This window comes from Sabulicella rubraurantiaca (genome assembly GCF_017355885.1).
Classification (GTDB): Bacteria; Pseudomonadota; Alphaproteobacteria; order Acetobacterales; family Acetobacteraceae; genus Roseococcus; species Roseococcus rubraurantiacus.
On the sequence record NZ_JAFEUU010000005.1, the window covers coordinates 13,742 to 38,998 of the forward strand.

Sequence of the window (25,257 nt, forward strand, 5' to 3'; positions counted from 1 at the left end):
GCCGAAATGGCTGATTGAGCCGGGGCCGGGCCCTGCGAACAGCTTGCGCTGGCACTCCCCCCTCCCTCTCTGGGTATAAAAGGCCCAGGCATGATTTGAGGGGGCGGAATTGAGGGGCCAGGAAAGCGCAGTGGTGCTCGACATCGAGACGGTCCCCGATCTGGATGCGGCACGGCTTCTGCTGGGCTTCGGGCCGGGCGCGCCACGCGAGGAGGTGCGCGCCGCCCTGACGGAGCATTGCCGCCGGCCCGGGCAGGCGGACGACGCGATCTTCATCAAGCCGATCCTCCAGAAGGTCGCTGCCATCTCGGTCATCCTGTGCCACCGGATGCACGGGCAGGGCCCGTGGGAGGTGGAACTCCTCCAGACCCGCCATACGGGCGACCTGTCCGAACGGGACGTGCTGGAGCGGCTGGACCGGCTGATGGGGGAGCGCCCGCAGACCGCGAAGCAACCCTGCATCGTCGGCTGGAACACATCCGGCTTCGACCTGCCGGTCCTTCGCTTCCGTGTCGTCGCCACTCGCCTGCGTGCGCCCAACCTCACCTTCCGCCAGCCATCGGACATGCCGGACTGGAAGTGGGAGAAGGAGAGGGGGTCACGCCCCCCGCACGACTACTGGAAGCGCTACGCCGATTGTCATCTTGATCTGATGGAGGTGCTGGCGAACTGGTCGTCTGGCCCCCGGTGCAAGCTGGTGGAGATCGCGGCCGCGCTCGGCCTACCCGGCAAGGCCGGAGGCGTGGAGGGTTCCATGGTGGAAACCATGGTGGAGGAGGGGCGGATCGAGGAGGTCGGGCGCTATTGCGAGGGCGATGTGGGCCTGCTGTTCGGCGTCTGGCTCCGCTACCAGCTCAGCTGCGGTCAGCTCGACAATCAGGCGCATGCGCTGAGCTGGCGGTCCTTCGCCCGGTGCGTGCGCAGCCGTGCCGTGCCGTTCGACCATCTGCAGCCGCTACTGGACGTGGCCGATGAGGAAGCCCGCCTCGCTGGGTTTATCCCGGCCGAACCCGCCTTGGCGTGACCGCAAGCGCGGCTTGCCGCGTCTTCATTTCTGGCATCCGTGCAGACAGGTATTCCGTGCGCGGCTACCTGGGCTTCAAAAACCGGCACTTGCCGGGCTGATCTTCTTGGATAGGGATTGTGGCGAAGGGGCCGACCCCTGGGCGACGAGATCAATGGGGCTGGCGAAACAGGGCTCCACGGTCCGACCGCCAAGACGAAAAATGATCCGGGACGCAGACGCAGTGAGCAGTTGCAGGGCAGGCGAGTGAATACACGGCTTCTTGATTGGCTGCGTGGCTTCCTGCCCGCCCCCATGACCGTCAGCAAAGCCGAAAGGCTTCGGGGGTGCTTCGGCGCGCTGACCGGCCTTCTGCTGATCAGCATCATCTCGGTCCACGGTACCGGCGCCTGGTCCACTTTGCCTTTGCTGACCGCACCATTGGGCGCCTCAGCCGTTCTCCTGTTCGCGGTGCCGTCCAGCCCACTTGCACAGCCCTGGTCCGTGGTCGGAGGGAACATTGTCTCCGCGCTGGCCGGGGTGACTTGTGCCCGCTTGATCGGTGACCCCCTCTTCGCTGCTCCCGTGGCCGCGGCACTCGCGATCGGCGCGATGTTCTCGCTGCGGTGCCTCCATCCTCCAGGAGGAGCCATCGCCCTCACGGCCGTCCTTGGCGGGCCAGCGGTGACCTCGGCAGGGTACGAATTCATCCTGTCTCCGGTCGCGGTCAGCTCGCTTCTGCTCACCACGGCGGCGCTCGCCTTCAACAACGCGACCCGCCGGGCTTATCCGCATCCTCAACACGTCTCCGGCACCCATCCGCATCTCACTTCGGATGGGAAGCCGACCGAGCGCGTCGGCGTGAGCAAGGGTGACCTCGACGCGGCTCTTCAGCAGCGTGATGAGCTCCTCGATATCAGCCGGAACGATTTGGAGGAGTTGGTTCAGGCGGTGGAGATGCGCGCCTATCGCCGCCGCTTCGGACAGATCACCTGTGCCGACATCATGTCTCGCGACGTGGTCACTGCGCGGCATGACACCTCGCTGAGGGAGGCCTGGTTGCTGTTGCGCCAGCATGACATCCGGGCTCTGCCTGTGATTGACCCGAAGCGGCAGGTAATCGGCATGATTTCTGACGTCGATTTGCTTGCCGTTGCGGAAAATGGCCAGTTCGATGCGCCAAACTCGTGGTTTCTCCGCCTCATCCGCTGCTCTGGCAGAACGCTTGTTGGTCGGCCGAGGGTCGTGGGGCAGGTCATGGCACGTGGCATTCGGACCGTGACGCAGGAGAAGCATGCCGTGGAGCTGGTTCCCCTGCTGGCCGGTGCCGGCTTGCGGCACGTCGTTGTTGTCGATGAGCAGCAGAGGCTGGCAGGGATCATCTCCCAGGCAGACCTGATAGCGGCGCTGTACCGAGGCAATCTTGAGGACGAGGCGCCTCGGGCCGACCGGCAGGCAGCATGACCATCAACTGTGGACCAGGCTGCGGGTCCTGAGCATGCATTCACCTCGGCTTAGGGTCTAAGCCTATGGCGCGGCGGCCGCCATCATTTGCTCCCGAGCCGCACTCCGAAACAGCCGGGCGGAATCGTCCCGCCTGAGCGGATGACGGCCGTAAGCTTCACGGCAGTCCCGCGCAGCCTTGCCGCGGATGCGAGCCCGGCGCTGGCCGGTGCGGAGTTCGCGGCTGGCTGGCAGACGGCGCCATTCATCGCCTGCGCGATCCTGAAGATCGCCTACGACCTCGCACTCCTCTGGGCGTTCCGCCACATTAAGCCGCCCGAAGAACGCTGACGGGCCCCATTGTCTTCGGTGCTTGATGAGTCGCTGCGGCTCAGGCCGTCTCTCCGAAGCCAAGCTGCCGCGCCTGCGCAGCTCCGTCGCGGGCGCCCCAACGCCGGGTGATCCGGCCCTCTGCGTTGAACTCGAACCACTCCATCGCGACGAGTTCGTAGGAGCGTCCCGTCGGCTCGCCCATATCGAGGAAAGGACCCGTCCAGCGGCCGCGCTCGGTGTACCGGGCCGCCACTCGGTTCCCCTCGGCGGCTAGGTCTTCGATGGTGAGCTCCATGTTCAGGCCGTCGCGCAGCTGGTGCCAGACCGATCCCGGGCCAAGGGCCTTCTCGATCGGTGCGCTCCCGGTCACGCCCTGGATCGTTGCGTCAGGCGTGAAGAGCTCGCGCAGCCTCTCCCAGTTGCCGCTGTTGAGCGCGGCGACATAGGACCGCACCATGGTCTTGTTGGCTTCTGTGCCTGACATCGTAGCTGCCCTCTTCAAGTCAGCGGACCGCTAGCATTTCCGGAACTTCTTGAGCAGCGCTCCGTGAAGACCTGACCGCACGGGCCACTATCGGCGAGGCCGCATCACGTTCGCTTTCAGCGAATCAGGTCCTATCCGAACTCACATGCGGATTCTGACGGGGCCTTTTGATCGCGGAAGGTGCCACTTAACGGCCCATGCGAGTGAGCGCGACACCGACTGGATTGTTCGCGACTTGGATGAGGCCGTCGAAGGGTGCCTCCATCTCAAGGACCAGGAACACCGACGTGCCGATGGCATAGGCGCAGACAGCGAGTGTCCCGACCACGACGCTGTTTCGCGGCGCGTTCAGGCCGAAGCCAACCAGGATGAAAGTCACCCACGAAGTCAGCACGAACAGGAACGCCGGCCGGATTGGCAGGTCCCGTCGCTCGAGCAGCTCCCATCGCGCCTTAAGAAGCGCCCCGCTGCCGGTCAGCGCCTGATCGCGGAGCCAGGTCTGGTTGGCATTCACTGGCTCGAGGGAAAGGATGGCCAAGCGGACCCGCTCAAGCGCGACGCCGGGCGGGAGGTTCTGTTCCAGCAGATCATGCTCGGACTGTATCCAGCCGTTCCTCAGCATGGCTTCGGCGTAGTGTCGCAGCAGGTCCCGGATGGGATTCGCCTCGGCTCCGTAAGCGCCAAGGATCTGGTCAACCTCGATCAGGTTGACAGAGGCACTGCGAACGATCCGGTCTGCTGTGTCGAGCGAGTCCTTCGCGGTTGCGATCAGGAAACCAAGCACCAGCGCTGCGAGGATGGAGAGCATGCTGGTGCCAAGCCGCACCGCGTCGGTCGTCTCCTTGGTGAGATGCTGTTCAGCGAGGAAACGGCTGAGCAGGAGCCCCGCTGCGCCGCCAGCAAAAGCACAGAGAGACACTGCGAGTGCGATAACGCTTGCCGTCATGGAGGAGGGCCCCGTCGTCGAAGCACGGTGTGGCGGCTCGTGTCGCGTGTCCATGTTTTTCTTGCTGCTGACGTTTCCGCTCAAATCTGCTGAAGCCAGCTGCTGCTGAGGCGGACGATGACCAGAGATCTTTTGTAGAGGCTGCGAACAAGCGAGGGATTCGAGCCGGTTCCGCAGCTGGACCATGGAGCGTGGCCGGCACGGATCTCTTGCGCACGCTCGTCATTGCGGGACTGCTGCCGACAGAAGCCAAGCCGGATAAACAAATCAGGTGCTCCGGGGCAGAGGCTTCGCGGCAGCATCGAAGCTCTCCCAAGGGTCACGCCGTTTGAGGAGCGATGGGGCAGAGGCAATGGTGAAGCGCTTCGGGTCCAGCCCCGGCCCGACTTCTTCCCAGCTCAGCGGCATGGCGATGGTGGCGCCGGGGCGCGCACGGGGCGACCACGGGGCCACGGCGGTCGCACCGCGATCGTTGCGCAGGTAGTCGAGGAAGATGCGTCCGGCCCGGGCCTGCTTGCTCATGTTGGTGGTGAACCGGTCCGGGGCGTCGGACGCCATCCGCTCGCAGAGATCCTTGGTGAATTGGCGCGCCTCGTCCCAGCCCGCATCGGGCCGCAGCGGCACCACGACATGCATCCCCTTGCCACCGGTGGATTTGGGGAAGGAATTCAGCCCTTGGCTTTCCAGCATGGTGCGAAGGTGCAGCGCCGCCTCGGTGACCTCTGCGAAAGGCACGTCCTCGGCCGGGTCGAGATCGAACACTAGCCGGTCCGGTCGATCCTCGTCCTCCAGAAGGCTTCCCCAGGGATGGATCTCGAGTACTCCCATCTGCGCCAGGGCGACCAGCCCCTCCGGGCTCTCGACCGCGAGAAGGGGCTTCGCCATCCCCTTCAGATGTACCAGCCGCAGCAGATGCGACGTCCCCCTCATGGCGTTCCGCTGGAAAAAGCGTGGTCCGTCAATGCCGTCGGGCGCGCGCACGAGCGAAAGCGGGCGCCCGCCGGCATGCCGCAGCAACCGGTCGGCGACGGCGGCGTAGTACTCGGCTAGGTCGCGCTTGGTGACATTGTCCCCGGGCCAGAAAGGCTTGCCGGGGTGCGAGAGGCTGACACCACGGACGGATACCCCCTCCTTGCTCGCACCCTGTGATGATGGCTTGGAAGGAGCTGGGGCTGGCTCCGTCACGGGCACTATGACTTCGGAAGCCGGCTTGTCCTCCCGGATCCCCCGGAAGGAGGGCTGCCGCAGGAGGCCGTCCGCCGTCCAGCCCGTGTAGTCGATCTCGGCCACCAGCCGGGGCTCCAGCCAGTGCGTGGTCCGTTGCTCGCGCTGCGGCACGTTTCCGGCAGGCGAGCCCTTGCGCTCAAGGCCCTTCACCTTCTCCTTCAGCTCGCTCTCCTGCCGCGCGCTGATCCCGGATCCGACGCGGCCCAGATAGACCAGCTTGCCGTTCCGCCGCGCCCCCAGCAGCAGGGTCATGCGGCCTTTCGTGCCCTTGCCGTGCCCGATCACCACGAACTCGTCATTGCCGCGGCACTTGGACTTGACCCAGTCTCCGCCACGGTCGCCGGGCCGGTAGGGGCTGTCGGCGCGCTTCGACACCACACCTTCGAGCCGCATGCTGCAGGCGGATTTCAGGATTGCCTCGCCCGCGCCAGGGAAGGGCTGCACCAGCGCGACGCCCGCCGGAGGGCGCCTCAGCAAGGCCTGAAGCCGCGCCTTTCGTTCGGTGAGCGGCAGTCCCCGCAGATCCTCCTCGCCTGCGGCGATGAGGTCGAAGGCGTGATAGACGAGTTCGCCGGTCCTGTTCTGCTCCATGGCTGAGGCGAGAAGCGCGAAATCGGGGTTCCCCTCCTCGTCCGGCGCCACCAGCTCTCCGTCGAGGATGCAATCGGGCAGCGTCGCGAGGGCGGTCGCTGTCTCGGGAAAGCGGGACGTCCAGTCCTTGTTGTTGCGCGTGAACAGCGTGGCGCGCCCGCCCCGCACGACCGCCTCGATCCGGTATCCGTCGAGCTTGATTTCGTGAAGCCAGCCTGGGCCATCCGGCGCACGATCGACGAGGGTGCAGAGCATGGGCGACACGAAGCCGGCGACCGAGGATTGGACCGCCTTCGGGGCCGCCTTTCGGCGGGAAGACGGCTTCGGCGCAGGCTTCCTCGGCGCTGCGCCGCCGGAGATCTCCTCCATCTCCCGACCGGTCCGGATGGAGGTGGTTTCCTCCGCAACGAGCGCCTCGCCCTCTCCAGGGCGTGCCTCCTCGTCGCGGCGCTTGATCAGGAGCCACTGCGGCGTGCGTTCCCGCGCGCGCGGCTTCATCCGGACCAAATCCCACCCGCCCCGCAAGCGCTTTCCGTGCAGCACGAACTTCAGGTTACCATCCGCAATCGCCCCTTCCGCGTCATCCACTCCGGGGGCCGGCTCCCACTCGCCTTCATCCCATAGCATCACGGTGCCCGCGCCATATCCGGAGCCGATCACGCCCTCGAAGTCGCGGTATTCCAGCGGATGATCCTCCACCTCCACGGCGAGGCGCTTGTCAGCAGGATCAAGCGATGGGCCGCGGGCCACGGCCCAGGATTTCAGCACACCCGCCAGTTCCAGCCGGAAGTCGAAATGCAGGCGCGACGCGTCGTGCTTCTGCACGACGAAGCGCAGCTTGTTTCGGCTTGTCCTGGGCGCCGAAGCTCCCTGCGGCTCCGGCGACTGGGAGAAGTCCCGCTTGGCGCGGTAGGTGCTCAGGGGATCGGGACGAGCGCTCGCGGGCGCCTTGCTGCGCGTCGGCATGTTTCGCCAACGTTTTGATCGGGCTTCGGTTATGCGCGGCTTGCCCGGAGCCATGCGACGCGTGGCCGCCGGAAAGGAGGCGCGACTACCGGCATGACTCCGTCACGCCGCGCTCCAGATTGGTGAAGTGGTTGACGATGCAGATGGAGCGGTCGGCGATGTCGCGTGGCGGGCCTCTCTCGCGCTGACGTGCCGCTTCGGCCATCGCGCGCAGCTCCGGGCGCAGATCCACCCCCGCGCGCCACAAGCCGAAGGAAGCTGCCTGCACCCCTGTCGCGAGGGTATGCGCGGTCTCGTAGAGGCGGTCCCGGCTATCTTCCGCTTCTGCGTCGATCGCCTCCGCGAGACGGACCACTTCGGCTGCGCGGGCACGCACGGCCTCTCCCGCTTCGGCTGGAGGCGGGTGGAGCTCGCCGACCAGATACATGGCCCGCCGCGCCGTCTCATGGTGGGGGGAGGCGATATGAGCGAGCAGCACCGGCACGAAGTCGGGCCGCTCGCGAACCACTGCGATCGCCTCCGCCTTGAGCGGAGCCGGCGAGGCGTAGGAGGTGCGGAGGAACCATTCTTCGGTCGGGGCATCTGGGTCGGGACGGATCTGCTCGGCGGGCGGCGGAGGAGGAGGCTCAGGTTCCGAGCGCGGCGGCGGGACATGGCGGACGATGCGGAGACGCGCCTGCAGCGCCGGCTCGCCCTCCTCCACGCCGCTGAAGGGGCTGCGCCACGGTCCCCAATCGGCCTCGAGAGCGCGGGGACGCGAGGGCACGTCGGTTGCGAAGTACTGTGTCCTCCCGCCGCGCAGCATGACACCGAGAGTGCGTGGCGCGGAGGTGACGTGAAGCAGGACTCGGCCCGGCACGATCCATTGACTCTCCTCCTCTCGCGCTTCCTTCAGGAGGAGTGGCCCGATTGCGCCACGCTGCTGCCTACCGGAAGAGAGGGTGACGTAGGAGTCCCGGCTCGCCTCCGCGGGCAGGGTGGCGCCGGGGGGCAGCCTCACCTCGATGGCGAGATCCATGAGATCCCCGGCCACGAGCGGCGCGACATCCCTCTGCGCCCAGGCAATGCCGCCGATGGCGGTGATCGGCAGGGCAACGGCGAGGAGCGCTGCGGCGAAGCCGCGCACCATGCCGCGGCGCCCGACGAGACCGCATACGATCCAACCCGTGATCGTTCCCAGGATGAAGGCGATCAGGATCCAGAGGATGACGAAGTAGCCCGAGGCTCCCTCGCGGCTCGGGACGTTGAGCCAGTCCACCGCGAGGGATGCCATCACGCCGGCATAGGTCGCCGCGGCAAGGCCGATGACGGGGCCGAGCAGGAAGGTGAGAAGCCAGCGCATCCGGCTCCCTCGAAGGCAGAAGGCGCGAGCAGCCTACCATGGCAAGGTCGGCAGGGCCAAGGATTGCTGGCCGGCGGGCCGTCCGGGTGGAGGTAGGGCACGATCCGCTGACGTGTCCCTGGCTGACCGATGGCGATGCAGTCATGGGCCAGCCCAGTGTCGGCGCATGACTCAGCCCAGATCCTCGCTCGCCCTCATCTCCTCCATCAGCCAGTCGCGGAACGCCAGCGCGTCGGGACGCTGCACGCCACGCGGCATCAGCAGCCAGTAATGGTCTCCCGTCTCGGCGGCGGGTCCCGAGACGGGCACGAGGCGCCGTCTCCGCACATCCTCCGCGACGAGCTCGGGCGAGACGATGACGACCCCAAGCCCCTCGAGCGCCGCCTGGACGGCCAGGGAAGTGCTCTCGAACAGCAGCGGCGTCCCGTGCAGCACCACGCCGGACGCCGCGGCCCAGGTCGCCCAGTCCCCTGGCCGCACCCGGCTTCCCAGCAGCGAGTGCGGCGCGAGCCCGTCGCGCCGCGCCTCCCGCGCGAGGGCGGGCACCGCGAAGGGCTGGACGGCGAGGGCCTGCAGGCGGATCGCGCCGGGCAAACGGCTGCCGGTGCGGATGGCGGCATCCACGGCATCGCGCGCGAAATCCACCGGCGCGATGGAGGCGCTGACCTCGATCTCCACACCCGGGTGCCGGGCCCGGAAGCGCGGAAGACGGGGGATCAGCCAGCGCATCGCCCAGGTGGTGTAGGCGCGCACGCGCAGCGGGCCGCTCGCCCGCCGCAACTCGGCCGTCGCTTCCTCCATGCTGGAAAATGCGGCGCGCAGCGCTCCGGCATAGCGTGCGCCTTCCTCCGTCAGCGTCGCGCTGTTGGCGCCGCGCAGCAGGAGCCTGTGGCCCAGCGCCGCCTCCAGCGCACGGATCCGCTTTCCCACCGCGGGCTGCGTCACGTTGAGCCGCGCCGCCGCGGCGGACAGGCTGCCCGTCTCCGCTACCAGGACGAAGGCGTGCAGGGCGGGGAGGGGCGGCAGGCTTGCGGCCATGTGGTTAGTCTAACCCCAGGTTTGGGCACACCGCCAATCCTGACCTTGGGAAAAGCGCCGATTGGGTCCAGCCTCCCGCACCGAAGCCGGCGCTGCAGCGTCGGCGCGAGAGGAACGCCCAAACGGATGAACGGCCAGGACACCCTTGCCGCGCCGACGGTCAGCACCCCCTGGAGCCTCCGGGACAAGGTCGCCTTCGCCGGCATCGGCACGACGCGCTACGGAAACTTCCCCGAAACTGACAGCTACGGGCTGGGCTGCGAGGCGCTGAACGCCGCGCTGGACGATGCGGGACTGCGCCCCTCGGACATTGACGGGCTCATCGTCAACCGCATCCCCAGCTATGAGCGCTTCGCGGAAATGATGGGAATCAATCCGCAATACTGCCTGCTGACCGAGGCGCCTGGCCGCTTCTCGGGCGTGTCGCTCGCGCTCGCGATGCAGGCCATCGCCACGGGCGCCGCGAAGACCGTGGCCCTCGTCTACGGCAATAATGGCCGCTCCGTGCGGATGATGTATGGCGGCGGCGACAGCCAATGGAGCCCCTGGGGAATGACCAGCCCCGGCGCCATCCACGCGATGATGTGGCGCCGGCACATGCATGATTTCGGTACCACCCACGCCGATCTTGGGCCCGTTTCCGTCGCCTTTCGCAAGCATGCTTGCCTGAACCCCGACGCGGTGATGCACGGCAAGCCCATCACGCTGGAGGACCACGCGAAGGCCCGCCCAATCTGCGAGCCGTTGAAGCTGCTCGACTACTGCCTCATCAACGATGGCGCGGTGGCGTGGATCCTCACCAGCGCGGAGCGCGCGCGCGACCTGCGCCGCCCGCCCGTGCTCGTCTCGGGCTATTCGCGGCAGGACCGCTTCTCCTATGGCAGCGCGCCGGCCGACGACTACTGGTACCCGACCCTCTCGGCCTGCCGCAGCGTCTATGACCGCGCCGGGTTCGGACGCGACGACGTGCAGGGCCTCGGCATCTACGACAATTTCTCGCCGACTGTGATGTTCAGCCTGGAAGGGCTGGGCTTCTGCGGCCAGGGCGAGAGCGGCGACTTCGTGCGCGACGGCACGCTGGAACTGGGGACGGGGCGCTGGCCGACCAATACCTCCGGCGGACACCTGTCTGACAGCTACATGCAGGGCTGGGGCATCATCGCCGAATGCGTGCGGCAGCTGCGCGGCGATTGCGAAGGACGTCAGATCCCTGATGCCCGTGCGATGCAATACATCTGCGCGACGCATATCGCGCAAAGCATCCTGTTCCGGAGGGATGACGCATGAGCCTCCAGACACGTCCCAAGCCGGTGGTGGACAACTGGAACCGGCCCTTCTGGGAGGCGTGCGCGGAAGGGCGGCTGGTGCTGCAACGCTGCACGGAAACCGGGAAGTGCTTCTTCCCGCCCGCCCCCGTCTCCCCCTACACCGGCCGGCCGGACTGGGAATGGATCATCGCCTCCGGCAAGGGCGAGCTTTGGTCCTTCGTGGTGTTCCACCAGAACTACTTTCCCGGGATGAAGGACGAGATCCCCTATCCCGTGGCGATGGTGAAGCTGGATGAGGGGCCATACCTCCTCACCAATCTCGAAGGCATGAAGGCTGACGACGCAAAGATTGGCATGCGGCTCTCCGTCCGCTTCCCCGGTGGGCCGGAAGGTTTCGCCCTGCCGCAATTCGGGCCGGAGGAATGACGATGCCGGAAGAGCTGATCATCGAGCGCGGCGAGGGCTGGGCGCAGATCCAGGTCAACCGCGAGGCACAGCGCAACGCGATGAATCGCGCCACGCGCCAGGGCCTCCTGCGCGCCTTCGAGGAGCTGAAGGGCGAGGCGAAGGCCATCATCCTCACCGGCACCGGCGTCGCTTTCTGCGCGGGCATGGACCTGAAGGAGCGCGAGGCTGATCGCAAGGCGGGCATCGAAGGCGCGGGTGAGGAATGGATCGCCGTGAACATGGCGATCAAGCAGCACCCCTCCATCTTCATCGCGGCGGTGAACGGGCTGGCGCTGGGGGGAGGCGCCACGCTGATCAATTGCTGCGACCTCGCCATCGCCAGTACACAAGCCAGCATCGGCTGCCCGGAGATGGGCTTCTCCACCTATCCTGGCATGGCCGGCCCGGCGATCCAGCTTTCGGGCGTCACCCGCAAGCAGGCGGCGTGGCTGGTGCTGACCACCAACCGCATCGACGGCGCCACGGCCGAGCGCTGGGGCATGGTCAACCAGTGCGTCCAGCCGGAGGCGCTGATCCCCACGGCGCAGGCCCTGGCGCGCAAGGTGGCGCAGTTTGACGCGGTGGCACTGGCCGAAAGCAAGAAGGCGCTGGACCGCATCCCAGCCTTCATCACCGACTGGCAGGAGGCGATGGATCACGGGCAGATGGTGAACCTCACCATCCGCTCGAAGACCAGCGCCCAGGCGGAGGGCAATGCTCGCTTCGCCGCCGGCATCAAGAACCCCGGCCAGGGCGCGTGAACCAGGAAGGCTGACAGACGCGGCGCGAAGCCCCGCCGGAGATAAGGCGGGGCGCGCAGGAGGAAACGCCATGAACGGACCCGCGATTGCCCGACGCGCCCTGCTGGCCGCCGCAGCGCTGCCTGCGGCCGAAGCCCGCGCCCAGCCCTTTCCGGAGCGGCCACTGCGGATGCTGGTCGGTTACGCGCCGGGCGGCACCACGGACCTCGTCGCGCGCGTCACGGCAGAGTACATGGGCCAAGATCTCGGCCAATCCGTCGCGGTGGAAAATCGCGGCGGGGCCGGTGGAGTGCCCGCGGCGCTCGCGATGCTGCAGGTCCCGGCCGACGGGCACGTGCTGATGCTGCAATCGGGCGGGCTGAATCAGGCCGAGGCGCTGGGCACGCCGCTGCCCTTCGACGCGGTGGCGGCCTTCGCGCCGGTCGGCCTTGTCGGCACCAGCGCCATCTCCCTGGTGGTGCATCCTTCCGTTCCCGCCACCAATCTGCGCGAGTTGCGGGAACACGTGCTCCGCTCGGGGCGGCCGCTGCGCGTGGGCTCGCCGGGGATCAGCCTAACCAGCCACCTCTACGGCCAGGAATTGGGCATCGAGGTGGAGGAGATCCGCTACCGCGGCACCGGCCTCGTGGTGAACGACCTGCTGGCCGGGCGCGTCGAGGCCTATACCATCGCGTTGCCCGGCATCCTGACGCATATCCGCTCGGGCGGGCTGCGCGCCATCGCCATCGCCTCCACGACGCGCAGCCCGGTGATGCCGGAACTCGCGACGACGGTGGAGCAGGGCTTCCGCGGCATTATCAGCGCCTCCTGGTTCGGGGTCGTGGTACGTGCCGGCACGCCGCCAGAGCGGCTGTTGCGGCTGTCGCAATCCGTCTCGAAGCTGTTGGCCGACCCCGCCGTGCGCGCGCGGTTGAGCGAGGCCGGTGTTGATGTCGCACCCGAGACTAGTCCTGAGAGCTTCGATGCGCTGATCCGCGAGGACCGGGCACGCTGGGACCTCGTGGTGCGGCGGGGGAATCTTCGCCTGTGACCACTCCTGCTCCACTCGCTGGCCGACGCATCCTCGACCTTGGCGCCTTCTGCGCGCAGCGGCCGCACGCGCTGGCTGCCTCCATGGCGGCGCGGATCTGTGCCGGATACGGGGCGGAGGTGGTGCGGCCCCTCCCGCCGGGTGGCGAGCCCTTCTCCGCCGATGCGCCGCTCCTTCCGGACGGCGCATCGGCGCTCGACCGCTTCATCAATGCGGGCAAGACGTCAGGCGCGCCCTCGGGAAGCTTCGACGCGGCGATCGGCGACCGCGTGGCGCTGGCGGCGCATGCGGCCCGCGTGAAGGTGAAGGCCTGCCTTTCCCTCTTTGGCCCCGGAGAGGAGGAGCCGCCGGTCACGGAACTCGGCGTGGCGGCGTTGTCGGGGCTGCTCGGCATCGTGGGTGAAGCAATGCCCGCGCCCCCATCGCGCCTCGCGGGGCATCAGGTGTCCTACGCAGCGGGGCTCGCTGCCGTCACCGCGCTGCTCGCGGCGCTGCATGGCAGCGGCGAAGAGGAGGTGGATGTCTCGCTCCTCGATGTCTGCGCCTGGCTGAACTGGAAGGTCGCGGCCGGAGTGCTGGTGATGGGCACGGCGCCCGAGCGCCGCGCCGACCGCGTCACCTGGTTCACCGTGCCCTGCGCCGATGGCCATGTCGCGCTGGTCTATCAGGAGAAGGACTGGCCGCCGCTGCGCGACCTGATCGGCGATGCGGGCCTCGACGATCCGCGCTTTGCCAGCAATGCGTCGCGTGGCGCTAATCGGGCTGCGCTGTTGGAGATCATCGGCCCGTGGTTCGCCGCGCGCAGCCGCGCCGAGATCACCGCCGCCGCACAGGCGCGGCGCGTGCCGATAGGCCCCGTGTCGTGGCCAGAGGAATTGCTGGATGACGCGCAGTACCGCGCGCGCGGCTTCCTCGGGCCGGACGGAATGCCCAGCCTGCCCGTTTCCTGGGACGGGCAGCGTCTGCCGCTCCGCGCCACGCCCGGCGCGCCACCCACCCGCGCACCGCGCGGTGGCAAGCCGCTTTCCGGCGTGCGCGTCGTGGATCTTGGCTGGATCACCGCCGGGGCCGCCTCCTCCACCATGCTGCTCGACCTCGGCGCCGATGTGGTGAAGGTGGAAGGTCCGGGCGCGCCGGACCCGTTCCGTATCTGGGATGGCGCGAAGGCCGGCGGCGATTGGTGGAATCACTGCCCCTTCTTCAACTTCACCAACCGCGGCAAACGCTCCGTCTGCGTGGACCTCAAGAACCCGCACGGGCGCGAGGTGGTACTGCGCCTGCTGGAAGGCGCCGACGTGCTGGTGGAGAATTTCCGCCGCGGCGTCCTCGCCTCCTTCGGCCTCGACGCGGCTGAGCTGCGCCGCCGCTTCCCGCGCCTCGTCATCGCCAGCATCTCCTCGCAGGGGGAGACAGGGCCAGATAGGCTGATGGTGTCCTATGGCTCGACGCTGGAGGCCACGGCGGGGCTTGCGGCCCTTTCCGGCGCGGGGGAGGCGCCAGTCATCACCGGGCGGGACGTGAACTACCCGGACCAGGTGGTCTGCCTCTTTGCCTCGGGTGCGATCATCGCAGCGCTCGAGGAACGGGAAAGGACAGGGCAGGGGGCGCATCTCGACCTGTCGCAGCGCGAGCTGACAAGCTTCCTGCTCGGCGAGGAGTTTCTGGCCGCGGCTGCCGGCGCGCCCTCGCCACGGCGCGGGAACCAAGACCCCGCCGAGCCCGGCGAAAGCCTGGAGCCGGACGGGAAGGGCGGCTGGCGCGTGGTGGCGCATGGCACGTCCCTGCCAGTGCGGAGTGGCACCGACCTCGCCGCCGCGGCGGATTTCGCGCGCGGCACAGCGGTGCTGCGCAGCCCGGACGGCACGCCCGCCAAGGGGATCCCTTTCCGCTTCCGGCGTCGCCCCCTGGTGGTGGAGGATTCCTGCCACGCGCTGGGGGCGGACAATGCGGCGGTGCTGCGTGAGGCCGGGTTCACTTCGGAGCAGATCACGCTGCTGGAGCAGGAAGAGGTGCTGGGGACGCGTCCGCGCAAGGCGGCGGGGTGAGGTGATGGGCGGCCCGCCGGGAAAGGCGGCGCCGCGGGACGGAGGAAACAAGGAATGGTGAGGACCAAGACGGGGCCCGGCCCCACACGCCGCGCCGCGCTGGCATTGGCCGGGATCACCGCGACGGCGGGCGGCGCGCGTGCACAGGGCTTTCCCAATCGGCCGGTCCGCCTCGTCGTGCCCTATCCGCCGGGTGGCGGCACGGACAATCTGGGCCGCATGGTGGCCCGCGCCCTGGGCGACCGGCTGGGCCAGACCGTGGTAGTGGAGAACCGGGGCGGGGCGGGGGGCAATATCGGCGCCGCGCTGGTCGCAACCTCGCCGCCCGACGGGCACACGCTGCTCTTCACCGGGAACGGCATCGCCATCAGCGACGTGCTGTTCCGCAATCCCGGCTTCGACTGGAAACGCGACTTCACCCATATCTGCCGCTTCGCCAGCACGCCGATGCTGCTGGTGGTGAATCCTTCCGTGCCAGCGCGGAGCCTGGCCGAGTTCGTGGAGTATGCCCGAGCGCGGCCCGGCCGGCTCAACCACGGCACGCCGGGGGCCGGTACGTCGCAGCACCTGGCCGCCGCGCTGTTCGACGACATGGCGGGGACGCGCATCATCCACGTCCCCTATCGCGGCACCGGGCCTTCCGTCGCGGGCCTGCTGAGCGGCGAGGTGGAGGTGATGTTCGCCTCGGTGAGCGCGGTGGAAGCGCTGATCCGCGAGGGACGCATCCGCGCCCTGGCCAACACCGCTGCGCGCCGCGCCCGCGCCTGGCCCGAGCTCCCCGCCATAGCCGAGGTCTTGCCGGGCTATGCGGCGGAGCTCTGGTACACCTTGGCCGCGCCGTCCCGCACGCCGGAGCCGGCCGTGGCCGCGATCGAGGCAGCTTCGCGCGAGGTGATGTCCGATCCCGCCTTCACCAGCGCCATCATGGAGCGCGGCTTCGATCCGGAGTTCCTGAGCCGCGCCGAACTGGAGCCCGCCTTGGAGGCAGATCACGCGCGCTGGGCACCGGCCCTGCGCCGCGTCGGCATCAGCGCCGATTGATGGCACCGATCACCTATCTCAACCGGTTGCATCTCGGCGAGGGCGTCCTGCGCGAACTTCCCGCCGAGCTGGCACTGGCCGGGATAGAGAGGCCGCTTCTCGTCACTGACCCTGGCGTGGTGGCGGCTGGGCTGCTCGAGCCGGTGCTGGCGGCGCTGCCAGTGGGCATGGCAGTGGCGGTGCACGACGGCGTCCCGTCCAACCCGGATGAGGCATCGGTGCGCGCTGCGCTCCACGACTACCAAAAGCATCGGGCGGACGGGGTGATCGGGCTGGGCGGCGGATCGCCGCTCGACCTGGCCAAGGCGGTCGCGCTGGCGGCCACCCATCCGGAAGGGCCTCTTGCGCGCTATGCATTGGTGGAGGGCGGATTGTCGCGCATCACCGCGGCTGCTGCGCCGGTGCTCGCCATCCCCACCACGGCGGGGACGGGCAGCGAGGTGAGCCGTGGCGCGCTGATCGTGATGGAGGATGGGCGCAAACTGTCCATCGGCTCGCCGCACCTGATTCCACGCGCTGCCTTCTGCGACCCGGAACTCACGGTCGGCCTGCCGCCGAGCCTCACCGCCGCGACGGGCATGGATGCGCTGGCCCATTGCATCGAGACACTGTGCTCGCCGCGCGACAACCCGGTGGCGGATGCCATCGCGCGCGACGGGCTGCGGCGCGGCTGGATGGCGCTGCCGCGCGCCGTCGCCGATGGCGGCGACCGGGCGGCGCGGCGGGACATGATGCTGGCCTCGGTGCAGGGCGCACTCGCCTTCCAGAAGGGGCTGGGGGCGGTGCACGCGCTGTCGCACGCGCTGGGCGGACACGCTGCGAAGCCGCATCATGGCATGCTGAACGCGATCCTGCTGCCGCATGTGCTGCGCTTCAACGCCCCAGCCCTGGGCGCCGCCCTGCCCATCCTGGCCGAGGCAATGAGCCTGCCGGAGGATGCGGGTTCCATCTCGGGCGCCATCGCCGCGCTCTGCCTGCACATCGGCCTCCCCGCTGGCTTGGCGGCGCTGGGCATCGGGGAGGAAGACCTGCCCGCCGCCGCGCGCGGCGCGACGCGCGACCACCATCACCAGACCAATCCGCGCCCGGCGGGCGAGGCTGACTACCTCGCTCTGCTGCGCGAAGCCTTCGCGGCCTGAAAGGCAACCGCCATGACCGACGCGCCTCGCACGCTGTTCGACAAGATCTGGGACCGCCACCGCGTGGTGGAGCGGGAGGACGGGCAGACGCTGCTCTATGTGGACCGGCACCTCGTCCATGACGGCTCCGCCCCCGCCTTCGAGATCCTTCAAAAGCGGGGCCTGAAGCTGCGCGCGCCGGAGCGCGTCTTCGCCACGCCTGACCATTATGTACCCACCGACACGCGCGATGTCGCCGCCATCGGCAATGACGAACATCGCGGCATGGTGGAGACGCTTGAGCGCAACGCCGCGGATCAGGGCTTCCGCCTGTTCGGCCTGCGCGACGGCAATCAGGGCATCGTGCACGTGGTGGGGCCGGAGACGGGGCTGACCCAGCCCGGCATGGTCGTGGTTTGCGGCGACAGCCACACCTCCACCCACGGCGCACTCGGCGCGCTGGCCTTCGGCATTGGCATGACGGAGGTGGCGCATGTGCTCGCGACCCAGACGCTGTGGCAGCGCCGCCCGCACACCATGCGGATCACCGTGGAGGGCGCACTGGCCGAGGGGGTCACGGCCAAGGATGTGATCCTGCACATCATCGCCACCATCGGTGCGGCGGGGGCGACGGGCCATGTCATCGAATACGCCGGCAGTGCGATCCGCGGCCTCTCCATGGAGGGCCGCCTGACGCTGTGCAACATGAGCATCGAGGCCGGTGCCCGCGCCGGGATGGTGGCGCCAGACGAGGCGACCTTCGCCTATCTCAAGGGCCGGCCCTACGCGCCCACGGGAAGGGAATGGGATGACGCGCTAGCGCGCTGGCGCGACCTCCGTACCGATGAGGGGGCGCGCTTCGACGCCGAAGTGTGGATCGAAGCCTCCGCCATCGCTCCCATGGTCACCTGGGGAAACAGCCCGCAGGACGCGCTGCCGGTCCACGCCGCCCTGCCGGACCCTGAATCCGAGCCGGATCCGGCGCGGCGCGAGGCCCTGGCCGAGACCTTCGCCTATATGGGCCTGACCCCCGGCGCGCCGCTGGCCTCCCTCGCGGTGGACCGGGTGTTCATCGGCTCCTGCACCAATGGGCGGATTGAGGATCTGCGCGCGGCCGCCGCCGTGGCGCGCGGGCGCCGCGTCGCCCCTGGGGTGCGCGCCTGGGTCGTGCCCGGCTCGGCGCCAGTGAAGCGCGAAGCGGAGGCGGAGGGGCTGGACCGCGTCTTCACCGAGGCGGGGTTCGAGTGGCGCGAGGCCGGATGCTCCATGTGTCTTGGCACCAATGGCGAGATCGGCGCGCCGGGCGAGCGCATCGCCGCCACCTCCAACCGCAACTTCCGAGGCCGGCAGGGGCGGGGGGTGCGGACGCATCTGATGAGCCCGGCCATGGCAGCGGCGGCGGCGGTGATGGGCCGCATCGCCGATCTGCGCGAACTGACAGGAGGCTGAGGCGATGGAGCCGTTCCGCACCGTCCGCTCCCGCGCCGTGCCCTTCGCGCGCGCCAATATCGACACGGACCAGATTTTGCCCGCGCGTTTCCTGTCCCGGCCGCGCGACGACAACCACGGCAACTACCTGTTCCGTGACTTGCGCTACGCCCCTGACGGCACGGAGGTGCCCGAGTTTCCGCTGAACCGCCCGGAATGGCGGGATGCGCGCATCGCGCTCGGCGGGCGCAACTTCGCCTGCGGCTCCTCGCGCGAGAACGCGGTCTGGGCGCTCTATGACCATGGGGTGCGCTGCGTCATCGCGCCGTCCTTCGGCGACATCTTCGCCATCAACGGCACCAAGAACGGGCTTCTGCCCGTGGTCCTGCCCGAGCCGGACGTGCAGACGCTGATCGCCGCGGTCGAGGCCGACCCGGAAGCGGAAATCACCGTGGACCTGCCTTCGCAGACCGTGACCGGGCCGGATGGCACCCGGTACCCCTTCGAGATCGATCCCTTCACCAAGCGCTGCCTCCTCGAAGCGCTGGACGAGATCGCCTTCACCCTGACCCATGGCGACGACATCGCCGCCTTCGAGGCGCGTCACGAACGCCACAACCGATAAGCAACGGGAGCAGACACCATGCACATCGCAGTCCTCGCAGGCGACGGGATCGGGCCGGAGGTCACGGCGCAGGCGGTGAAGGCGCTGCGCGCCCTCGCCGCCAACGGTCCGCAATTCGAGTTCACCGAGGCGCCGATCGGCGACGCGGGCTTCGTGGCCGCGGGCGACCCCCTGCCGGCGGAAACCGCCGCCCTGGCCGTCAAGGCCGATGCGGTGCTGTTCGGCGCCGCCGGCACCTATGAGAGCGACCTGCGCCCGCCCGAGCAGCGCGGCGGACATGCCCTGCTGCGCCTGCGCAAGCAGATGGACCTCTTCGCCAATTATCGCCCCGTCTTCGCCTTCCCCGAACTGCTCGGTGCCTCGACGCTGCGGCGTGAGGCGCTGGAAGGGGTGGACCTCGTGGTGCTGCGCGAGCTGACGGGCGACATCTATTTCGGCACCCCCCGCGGCATCCATGTCGAGAATGGCGAGCGCGTGGGCATCAACACCATGCGCTACACAGAAAGCGAGATCCGTCGCGTTGCCCATGCTGGGTTCCGGGCGGCGCGCGGCCGGCGCCAGCGCCTGTGCTCGGTGGACAAGGCCAATGTCCTCGAAGCCTCCGCCCTGTGGCGCGAGGTGGTGAACGAGGTGGCGCGCGACTACCCGGATGTGGAGCTGACCCACCAGTATGTGGACGCCGCGGCCATGCTGCTGGTGCGCCGCCCGCGCGACTTCGACGTGATCGTCACCGGCAACATCTTCGGCGACATCCTCTCCGATGCGGCGGCGATGCTCACCGGCTCCATCGGCATGCTGCCCTCCGCCTCGATCAACGCGGCGGGGCAGGGGCTGTTCGAGCCGGTGCACGGCTCGGCGCCCGACATCGCAGGCGAGGACAAGGCCAATCCGCTCGCCTCCATCCTTTCGGCCGCGATGATGCTGCGCCTTTCGCTCGGCCAGCCCGTGCTGGCGGAGCGGGTGGAGAACGCGGTGCGCCGCGTCCTGGCCGAGGGGCTGCGGACCGCGGACATCATGGAGGAGGGCGCGCAGCTCGTCGGGACGGAAGCGATGGGTGATGCCGTGGCGCGGGAGATTCTTCGCCTCGCCGCCTGAGGGTGGGGCTACAAAAGATAAAACACAGGGAGGAACGAAGAATGACCCAAAGCACCACCCGCCGCGCCGTCCTGACCGGGGCAGTTGCCGCGCCGGCGATTGGCCACGGCGCCTTCGCGCAATCCGACTGGCCCAACCGGCCGATCCGCTGGATCGTCGCCTTTGCCGCGGGTGGGGCGGCCGATACCGCCGCCCGCGCCCTCGCCGCAGAGATGCAGGAAGCGCTGGGCCAGAACATCGTCATCGAGAACCGCACGGGCGGCAATGCGGTGGTCGCCGCCACCGCCACGCTGCAATCGCCACGCGACGGCTACACTTTCCTGGTGGATGCGGCGAACCAGCTGACCAATCCGGTCCTGGTGCGCGACCTTCCCTTCGACTACCTCACCGCATTCACGCCGGTGACGCAGATCTCCTCCTTCCCACAGGTGATCGCGGTGAAGCATGACTTCCCGGCGCGCAGCCTGGCGGAGTTCATCGCCCTGGCGCGCCAGCGTCCCGGCAGCATCTCGGTCGGTACGCCGCCCGCGGCCGGCATGGCGCATCTCGCCCTCGCCGCCTTCGAGCACCGGGCTGGCATCCGGCTGGTGCACGCGCCGTATCGCGGCGGCGCGGACGCGGCCCGCGACATCATGGCGGGCAGCGTGGATGCCGTGCTGATCACCACCTCCTCCATTCGTCCACCTGTCTCGGCCGGGCGGGCGCGCATCCTGGCGGTGACCAGCCTGGAGCGCGTGCCGTCCCTGCCGGACGTGCCGACCATCGCGGAATCCGGCTTCCCGGGCTTCGACCTCAACGACTGGAACGGGCTGTTCGCCGCCTCGGGCACGCCGCACGCTATTGTGGAGCGCATGGCCGCCGCCGCCGGCGTGGCCGTGCGCGCGCCGGCTGTTCGGGCCCGGATGGACCCGGCGGGGGCGATCATGATTGGCAACTCGCCCGAGGCCTTTGCCAATTGGATCGCCTCGCAACGGCGGGCGGCGGCCGAGGTGATCCGCACGGCTGGGATCACGCTGGGCTGAGAGAAAGGGATGGCGTCGGGTGGCGGCGCGGCTAGGGCGTTCCAGCGCAAGCGGCTGCACGCCCCGCCGGGCGCCAGTCACGCCGTGATCCCTGCCGCGCGCACCACCTCAGTCCAGTTCGCGATCTCGCGCTGCATCCGGGCCGTGATGGCTTCCACGGGAAGCGGCGTCACGAGGGCTCCTGCCTCGAAGGCGCGCTGCCGCAATCCGGGGTCCGCGAGCACCTCGTTCAGCTTCGCTGAAACGAGCCGCGTGATGTCCTCGGGCGTTCCGCGCGGCGCGTAGAGAGCGAACCAGACATTCATGTTCAGGTCGGGCAGCCCCTCCTCCGCGGCGGAAGGGATATCGGAAAGCCCGGGGTGCCGCTCGTTAGAACTGACGGCGAGCGGCCGCAGCCGGCCATCGCGCACCAGCGGCACCAGCGGCGGCGGCGAATTCAGGTAGAACTGGACCCTTCCCGCGACGAGGTCACGAATGGTCTCCCCCGTGCCCCGGTAGGGGACATGCAGCAGGTCGATGCCGGTTCGGATCTTCAGCAACTCCACGCTGAGGTGGTGCATGGAGCCATTCCCCGCCGATGCGTAGGTCAGCTGCCCAGGGCGCTGCCTAGCGTAGGCGACGAACTCGCGCATGGTCGAGACGGGGACCGTCGGGTGCGTCACGAAAAGCTGCGGCGTGTCGCTCACCTGGCCGATGGGGACGAAGTCCCGCAATGTGTCGATCTGGCCCAGGGAGCCGAGCGCGGCGCGCCCCGTCATGGTGCCGCAATATCCCATCAGCAGCGTGTGGCCGTCTGGGCGCGCCTGAAGCACCGCGTTCAGCCCGACCACATCATTGCCGCCGGGTCGGTTCTCCACCACGACCGACGTGCCGAGCGCACGGCCGAGCGGCTCGGAGATAAGCCGGGCACTGAAATCCGTTCCACCGCCTGCGGGGGAGGGAACGATGATCGTGATTGGCCGCGAGGGGTAGCCGCCCTGGGCCAGAGCCAGCGAAGGAGCCGCCAGCGCCCCGGTCGCTGCAGTGGCCGCGGCCAAGAGGGCACGGCGGCCCCGATACTTCTCGAACATTCTTTCCTCCCTGCGAAAGCGGCGGCGTGTCGGCGCCCGCTCCCAGCTGCGAATTGCCGGCATCTTTGCGCAGCGCTCGCGCTACTTCCAACGGAAAGAGTGCGTCTCGATGGTGCCTTGTCCATCGCTCCGCGCCGCTTCCGTCGCATCACATGAAAGGCGAGCGATGGGGCTGCTTCGGATCAGGCGCGTCGTCGCATAGATGAGGCGCTTGAAGTGCCAACAATCCCCGCATAGCGTGATCGCGACGGCGCGGGACTTCCATCGCGCTTTGGAAGGAAACGGATGTGATGCACGCCGCGGCGAGGCGTGTGACGCATTGCGGCTTCCGCACCCATGCAGGAGGCTTCCATGCAGATCACGAAACGCGGGTTTGCGGCTTTGCTCCTGCTGCCGGCGCTTCCGGCAAGCGCCCAGTCCTGGCCATCCCGCCCGGTTCGGATCGTGGTTCCGACCGGGGCAGGCGGCATCACTGACATTCTCGCGCGGCTGGTGGGCCAGCGCCTTTCGGACCGGCTCGGCCAGCCCGTCGTGATCGAGAACCGGCCGGGTGCGGGCGGGATCGTCGGCACTGAGGCCGTTGCCCGCGCGACGCCCGATGGTCACACGCTGCTGATGGTGTTTCCGAGCCACGCAGTGAATCCGGCACTGCGGCGGCAACTGCCCTATGACACCGAACGCGACTTTGCCCCGGTCGGCACGGTCAGCACCGTCTCGCTTGTCCTGCTCGTCCCCGCCGCATCACCGGCCCGCGACGTGCGCGGACTGATCGAACTGGCGCGACGCGAGAGGCTCACCTTCGCGTCGGTTGGCGCGGGAAGCCTCGGCCACCTGGGCGCGGAGCTGTTCCGCTCCATGGCGAGGATCGATCTGACCCACGTCCCCTTCCGCGGCGCGCCGGAGGCGCAGACGGCCCTGCTGCGTGGCGACGTGTCGATGTTCTTTGACACCCCGATCACCGCCCTACCGATGATTCGCGAGGGAAGGATGCGTGCGCTCGGCATCAGCACCACGGAGCGCAGCCCGATTCTGCCGGACGTGCCCACCATCGCGGAGGCAGGTGTGCCTGGCTACCACGTGACGGGCTGGAACGGGATCCTCGCACCCGCCGGCACGCCGCCCGCCGTGGTGGACCGCCTTTCGCGCGAGCTGCGCGAGGTGCTGGCTGAGCCGGAGATCCGCTCGAAGTTGGCGGAGCAGGGCGCAGACCCCGCACCGACCACGCCCGAAGCCTTCGCCCAGCGCATCAGCGCCGATCTTCGCCGCTGGACGGGGGTGATCCGCGAGGCCGGCATCCAGCCCGACTGAGGAACAACGAATGCCCGAGATGAAGTTGGGACCGGATCAGTCCCTGTTCTTCCGCGACGAATGCTTCGCCGATGCCTGGACCGAACCGGAGACCATCCTCCTCCTGCACGGCAATGCGGAGAGCGGGGAGGCATGGAACGCCTGGATGCCGGCGCTGGGGCGGCGCTTCCGCGTGCTCCGCCCGGATATGCGCGGCTTCGGGCGCTCGACTCCGATGAAGCTGGATCACCCCTGGTCGCCCGACGCGCTGGTGGCGGATTTCATTGCCCTGCTGGACCACCTTGGCATCGCGCGCGTCCATGTCGCGGCAGCGAAGATCGCAGGCCCGCTTGGGATGCGGCTCGCGGCGACCCATCCCGGGCGGGTGCTTTCGCTCACTCTGCTCGGGACGCTGGTGTCGGGCCAGGAAACGCTGGGCGGCCGCGCCGCTTCCTGGCTGGAGCACATCGAGACGAAGGGCGTCGAAAGCTGGGCGCGCTGGACCATGCCGGAGCGCCTAGGCAGCGCCTCCAGCGAGGCGATGCGCGAGGGCTGGGCGCGGCTGATGGGGCGGACCGCGCAATCCACCCAGCTCGGCTTCATCCGCTCGGTTCCCGGCATTGACGTGCGCGCGGAGCTTGGGCGCATTGCCTGTCCCACGCTGGTGGTGACGACCAATGGCAGCGGCCTCGGCTCGCCTGATGCGGTGCGCGAATGGCAGAGGCAAATCCCCGGGTCGGAACTGATGATCCTGCCCGGGGATTCCTATCACGTCGCCGCCTCGGATCCGGAGATCTGCGCCGAGGCGACGCTGTCCTTCATTGCGCGTCGGGTGGGGTGACCGCCTCCAGATCTGGCAGGCGGTAGCGGTCCTCCGGATCGTTCCAGCCCTTGAATTGGGGCGCGCGCTTTTCCGCGAAGGCGGCGCGGCTTTCCAGGAGGTCGTCCTTCGCCCCGTGCTCGTGCAGCCGCGCGGCGAGGTCGCGCTGCGCAGGGTTCGGGGCAGGGCGCATCCGGCGCATCATGTGGACCGTGTTGACGCGCGCCGCGGGCGGCAGGGTCAGGATGTGCGATGCCATTTCCATCGCCGACTCGACCTCCTCGCCCGGCTCGACGAGGCGGTTGAGGAATCCGAGCTGGAAGAAGCGCTCGGCGGTGAAGCGGAAGCCCAGCGCCATTTCCATCGCCACGGGATAGGCGAGGTTGGCGAGGTGGCCGTGATTCCAGCCGCCCAGCAGCCAGCGCTTTGCCTCGGACACCTCGAAGATCGCCGTGCGAGCGGCGACGCGGAGGTCCGTCCGCTCCACCAGCATGAAGCCGCCGCCCATGGCGAAGCCGTTCACGGCCGTGATCACAGGCTTCTCCAGCGTGCCGGCATTGAACGGGTCCTCCGTCACGGAGCGGCGGCCACCTGGATTCCGCTCGGCGAGTGATTCCTTCATGTCCTCGCCGGCGCAGAAGCCGCGGCCGGTTCCGGTGAGGATCGCCACCTCCAGCGCCGCGTCGCGGCGGAAGCTGCTCCAGATGCGGGCAAGTTCCTCGCGCATCTCGTGGTTCAGCGCGTTCAGCCGCTCGGGCCGATTCAGCCGCACCACGAGCACTTGCCCGCGCGTCTCGGTTTCCACCACCGCCATGCCAGTCTCCTCC

Annotated in this window: 23 protein-coding genes; 16 read left to right on the forward strand and 7 right to left on the reverse strand. The window is 68.9% G+C overall.

The features are described 5' to 3' along the window. The first annotated feature begins 133 nt into the window (after nucleotides 1–133). From JTJ31_RS10440 to JTJ31_RS10450, 3 genes are all read left to right on the forward strand, one after another. Nucleotides 134–1,024: a 3'-5' exonuclease family protein gene (locus JTJ31_RS10440; protein ID WP_207538602.1), complete on the forward strand. Its 891-nt coding sequence runs from the start codon at nucleotides 134–136 to the stop codon at nucleotides 1,022–1,024. Nucleotides 1,025–1,270: 246 nt separating this feature from the next. After that, a complete protein-coding gene (locus JTJ31_RS10445; RefSeq protein ID WP_207538603.1) occupies nucleotides 1,271–2,467 on the forward strand; it encodes an HPP family protein in 1,197 nt (398 codons plus the stop codon). Between the two features lie 141 nt (nucleotides 2,468–2,608). Beyond that, the gene (locus JTJ31_RS10450; RefSeq protein ID WP_207538604.1) at nucleotides 2,609–2,797 is read left to right on the forward strand and encodes a hypothetical protein; all 189 of its coding nucleotides are present in this window, start codon (nucleotides 2,609–2,611) and stop codon (nucleotides 2,795–2,797) included. Nucleotides 2,798–2,837: 40 nt separating this feature from the next. On the opposite strand, the gene JTJ31_RS10455 is transcribed toward JTJ31_RS10450, so the two are convergent. The 5 genes from JTJ31_RS10455 to JTJ31_RS10475 all read right to left on the reverse strand — a co-directional run bounded on the left by JTJ31_RS10455 (nucleotide 2,838) and on the right by JTJ31_RS10475 (nucleotide 9,373). Next, on the reverse strand, nucleotides 2,838–3,263 hold the full coding sequence (locus JTJ31_RS10455; protein WP_207538605.1) for an ester cyclase: 426 nt from the start codon (nucleotides 3,261–3,263) through the stop codon (nucleotides 2,838–2,840). A gap of 187 nt (nucleotides 3,264–3,450) precedes the next feature. Continuing rightward, on the reverse strand, nucleotides 3,451–4,263 hold the full coding sequence (locus JTJ31_RS10460; protein WP_207538606.1) for a bestrophin-like domain: 813 nt from the start codon (nucleotides 4,261–4,263) through the stop codon (nucleotides 3,451–3,453). 213 nt (nucleotides 4,264–4,476) lie between these two features. After that, complete coding sequence (ligD, locus tag JTJ31_RS10465) at nucleotides 4,477–6,993, reverse strand: DNA ligase D (protein ID WP_207538607.1); 2,517 nt, start codon at nucleotides 6,991–6,993, stop codon at nucleotides 4,477–4,479. An 85-nt stretch (nucleotides 6,994–7,078) separates the two neighbouring features. Then, complete coding sequence (locus JTJ31_RS10470; RefSeq protein ID WP_207538608.1) at nucleotides 7,079–8,335, reverse strand: hypothetical protein; 1,257 nt, start codon at nucleotides 8,333–8,335, stop codon at nucleotides 7,079–7,081. A 171-nt stretch (nucleotides 8,336–8,506) separates the two neighbouring features. After that, nucleotides 8,507–9,373 (reverse strand): LysR substrate-binding domain-containing protein, encoded by an 867-nt coding sequence (locus JTJ31_RS10475; protein WP_207538609.1) that lies wholly within the window; start codon nucleotides 9,371–9,373, stop codon nucleotides 8,507–8,509. A 126-nt stretch (nucleotides 9,374–9,499) separates the two neighbouring features. Between JTJ31_RS10475 and JTJ31_RS10480 the strand changes: the two genes are divergently transcribed. The 11 genes from JTJ31_RS10480 to JTJ31_RS10530 all read left to right on the forward strand — a co-directional run bounded on the left by JTJ31_RS10480 (nucleotide 9,500) and on the right by JTJ31_RS10530 (nucleotide 21,253). Further along, complete coding sequence (locus JTJ31_RS10480) at nucleotides 9,500–10,660, forward strand: thiolase C-terminal domain-containing protein (RefSeq protein WP_207538610.1); 1,161 nt, start codon at nucleotides 9,500–9,502, stop codon at nucleotides 10,658–10,660. Continuing rightward, a complete protein-coding gene (locus tag JTJ31_RS10485; protein WP_207538611.1) occupies nucleotides 10,657–11,067 on the forward strand; it encodes a Zn-ribbon domain-containing OB-fold protein in 411 nt (136 codons plus the stop codon). Before JTJ31_RS10480 ends, JTJ31_RS10485 begins: the two co-directional genes overlap by 4 nt. A 2-nt stretch (nucleotides 11,068–11,069) precedes the next feature. After that, on the forward strand, nucleotides 11,070–11,849 hold the full coding sequence (locus tag JTJ31_RS10490; RefSeq protein ID WP_207538612.1) for an enoyl-CoA hydratase/isomerase family protein: 780 nt from the start codon (nucleotides 11,070–11,072) through the stop codon (nucleotides 11,847–11,849). A gap of 70 nt (nucleotides 11,850–11,919) precedes the next feature. After that, on the forward strand, nucleotides 11,920–12,879 hold the full coding sequence (locus tag JTJ31_RS10495) for a Bug family tripartite tricarboxylate transporter substrate binding protein (RefSeq protein ID WP_207538613.1): 960 nt from the start codon (nucleotides 11,920–11,922) through the stop codon (nucleotides 12,877–12,879). Next, on the forward strand, nucleotides 12,876–14,924 hold the full coding sequence (locus tag JTJ31_RS10500; protein ID WP_207538614.1) for a CaiB/BaiF CoA-transferase family protein: 2,049 nt from the start codon (nucleotides 12,876–12,878) through the stop codon (nucleotides 14,922–14,924). Before JTJ31_RS10495 ends, JTJ31_RS10500 begins: the two co-directional genes overlap by 4 nt. Nucleotides 14,925–14,978: 54 nt before the next feature. Then, the gene (locus JTJ31_RS10505; RefSeq protein WP_207538615.1) at nucleotides 14,979–15,965 is read left to right on the forward strand and encodes a Bug family tripartite tricarboxylate transporter substrate binding protein; all 987 of its coding nucleotides are present in this window, start codon (nucleotides 14,979–14,981) and stop codon (nucleotides 15,963–15,965) included. After that, nucleotides 15,965–17,104, forward strand: a complete 1,140-nt coding sequence (locus JTJ31_RS10510) for an iron-containing alcohol dehydrogenase (protein ID WP_207538616.1) — start codon at nucleotides 15,965–15,967, stop codon at nucleotides 17,102–17,104. The genes JTJ31_RS10505 and JTJ31_RS10510 overlap by 1 nt, the downstream gene beginning before the upstream one ends. Nucleotides 17,105–17,116: 12 nt before the next feature. Continuing rightward, the gene (leuC, locus tag JTJ31_RS10515; RefSeq protein WP_207538617.1) at nucleotides 17,117–18,532 is read left to right on the forward strand and encodes a 3-isopropylmalate dehydratase large subunit; all 1,416 of its coding nucleotides are present in this window, start codon (nucleotides 17,117–17,119) and stop codon (nucleotides 18,530–18,532) included. A gap of 4 nt (nucleotides 18,533–18,536) precedes the next feature. Then, nucleotides 18,537–19,136: a 3-isopropylmalate dehydratase small subunit gene (gene leuD, locus JTJ31_RS10520; RefSeq protein ID WP_207538618.1), complete on the forward strand. Its 600-nt coding sequence runs from the start codon at nucleotides 18,537–18,539 to the stop codon at nucleotides 19,134–19,136. 18 nt (nucleotides 19,137–19,154) lie between these two features. After that, a complete protein-coding gene (gene leuB, locus JTJ31_RS10525; protein WP_207538619.1) occupies nucleotides 19,155–20,231 on the forward strand; it encodes a 3-isopropylmalate dehydrogenase in 1,077 nt (358 codons plus the stop codon). A gap of 41 nt (nucleotides 20,232–20,272) precedes the next feature. After that, complete coding sequence (locus JTJ31_RS10530; protein WP_207538620.1) at nucleotides 20,273–21,253, forward strand: Bug family tripartite tricarboxylate transporter substrate binding protein; 981 nt, start codon at nucleotides 20,273–20,275, stop codon at nucleotides 21,251–21,253. A 77-nt stretch (nucleotides 21,254–21,330) separates the two neighbouring features. On the opposite strand, the gene JTJ31_RS10535 is transcribed toward JTJ31_RS10530, so the two are convergent. Further along, complete coding sequence (locus JTJ31_RS10535) at nucleotides 21,331–22,323, reverse strand: Bug family tripartite tricarboxylate transporter substrate binding protein (RefSeq protein WP_207538621.1); 993 nt, start codon at nucleotides 22,321–22,323, stop codon at nucleotides 21,331–21,333. 351 nt (nucleotides 22,324–22,674) lie between these two features. On the opposite strand from JTJ31_RS10535, the gene JTJ31_RS10540 reads away from it, so the two are divergent. Next, nucleotides 22,675–23,631 carry a tripartite tricarboxylate transporter substrate binding protein gene (locus JTJ31_RS10540; protein ID WP_207538622.1) on the forward strand — a complete coding sequence of 319 codons (957 nt, stop codon included), beginning with the start codon at nucleotides 22,675–22,677 and terminating at the stop codon, nucleotides 23,629–23,631. A gap of 10 nt (nucleotides 23,632–23,641) precedes the next feature. Then, nucleotides 23,642–24,451 (forward strand): alpha/beta fold hydrolase, encoded by an 810-nt coding sequence (locus JTJ31_RS10545; RefSeq protein WP_207538623.1) that lies wholly within the window; start codon nucleotides 23,642–23,644, stop codon nucleotides 24,449–24,451. Here JTJ31_RS10545 and JTJ31_RS10550 read toward each other — a convergent pair. Beyond that, nucleotides 24,429–25,244: an enoyl-CoA hydratase/isomerase family protein gene (locus JTJ31_RS10550; protein ID WP_207538624.1), complete on the reverse strand. Its 816-nt coding sequence runs from the start codon at nucleotides 25,242–25,244 to the stop codon at nucleotides 24,429–24,431. The genes JTJ31_RS10545 and JTJ31_RS10550 overlap by 23 nt on opposite strands. Nucleotides 25,245–25,257: the final 13 nt, after the last annotated feature.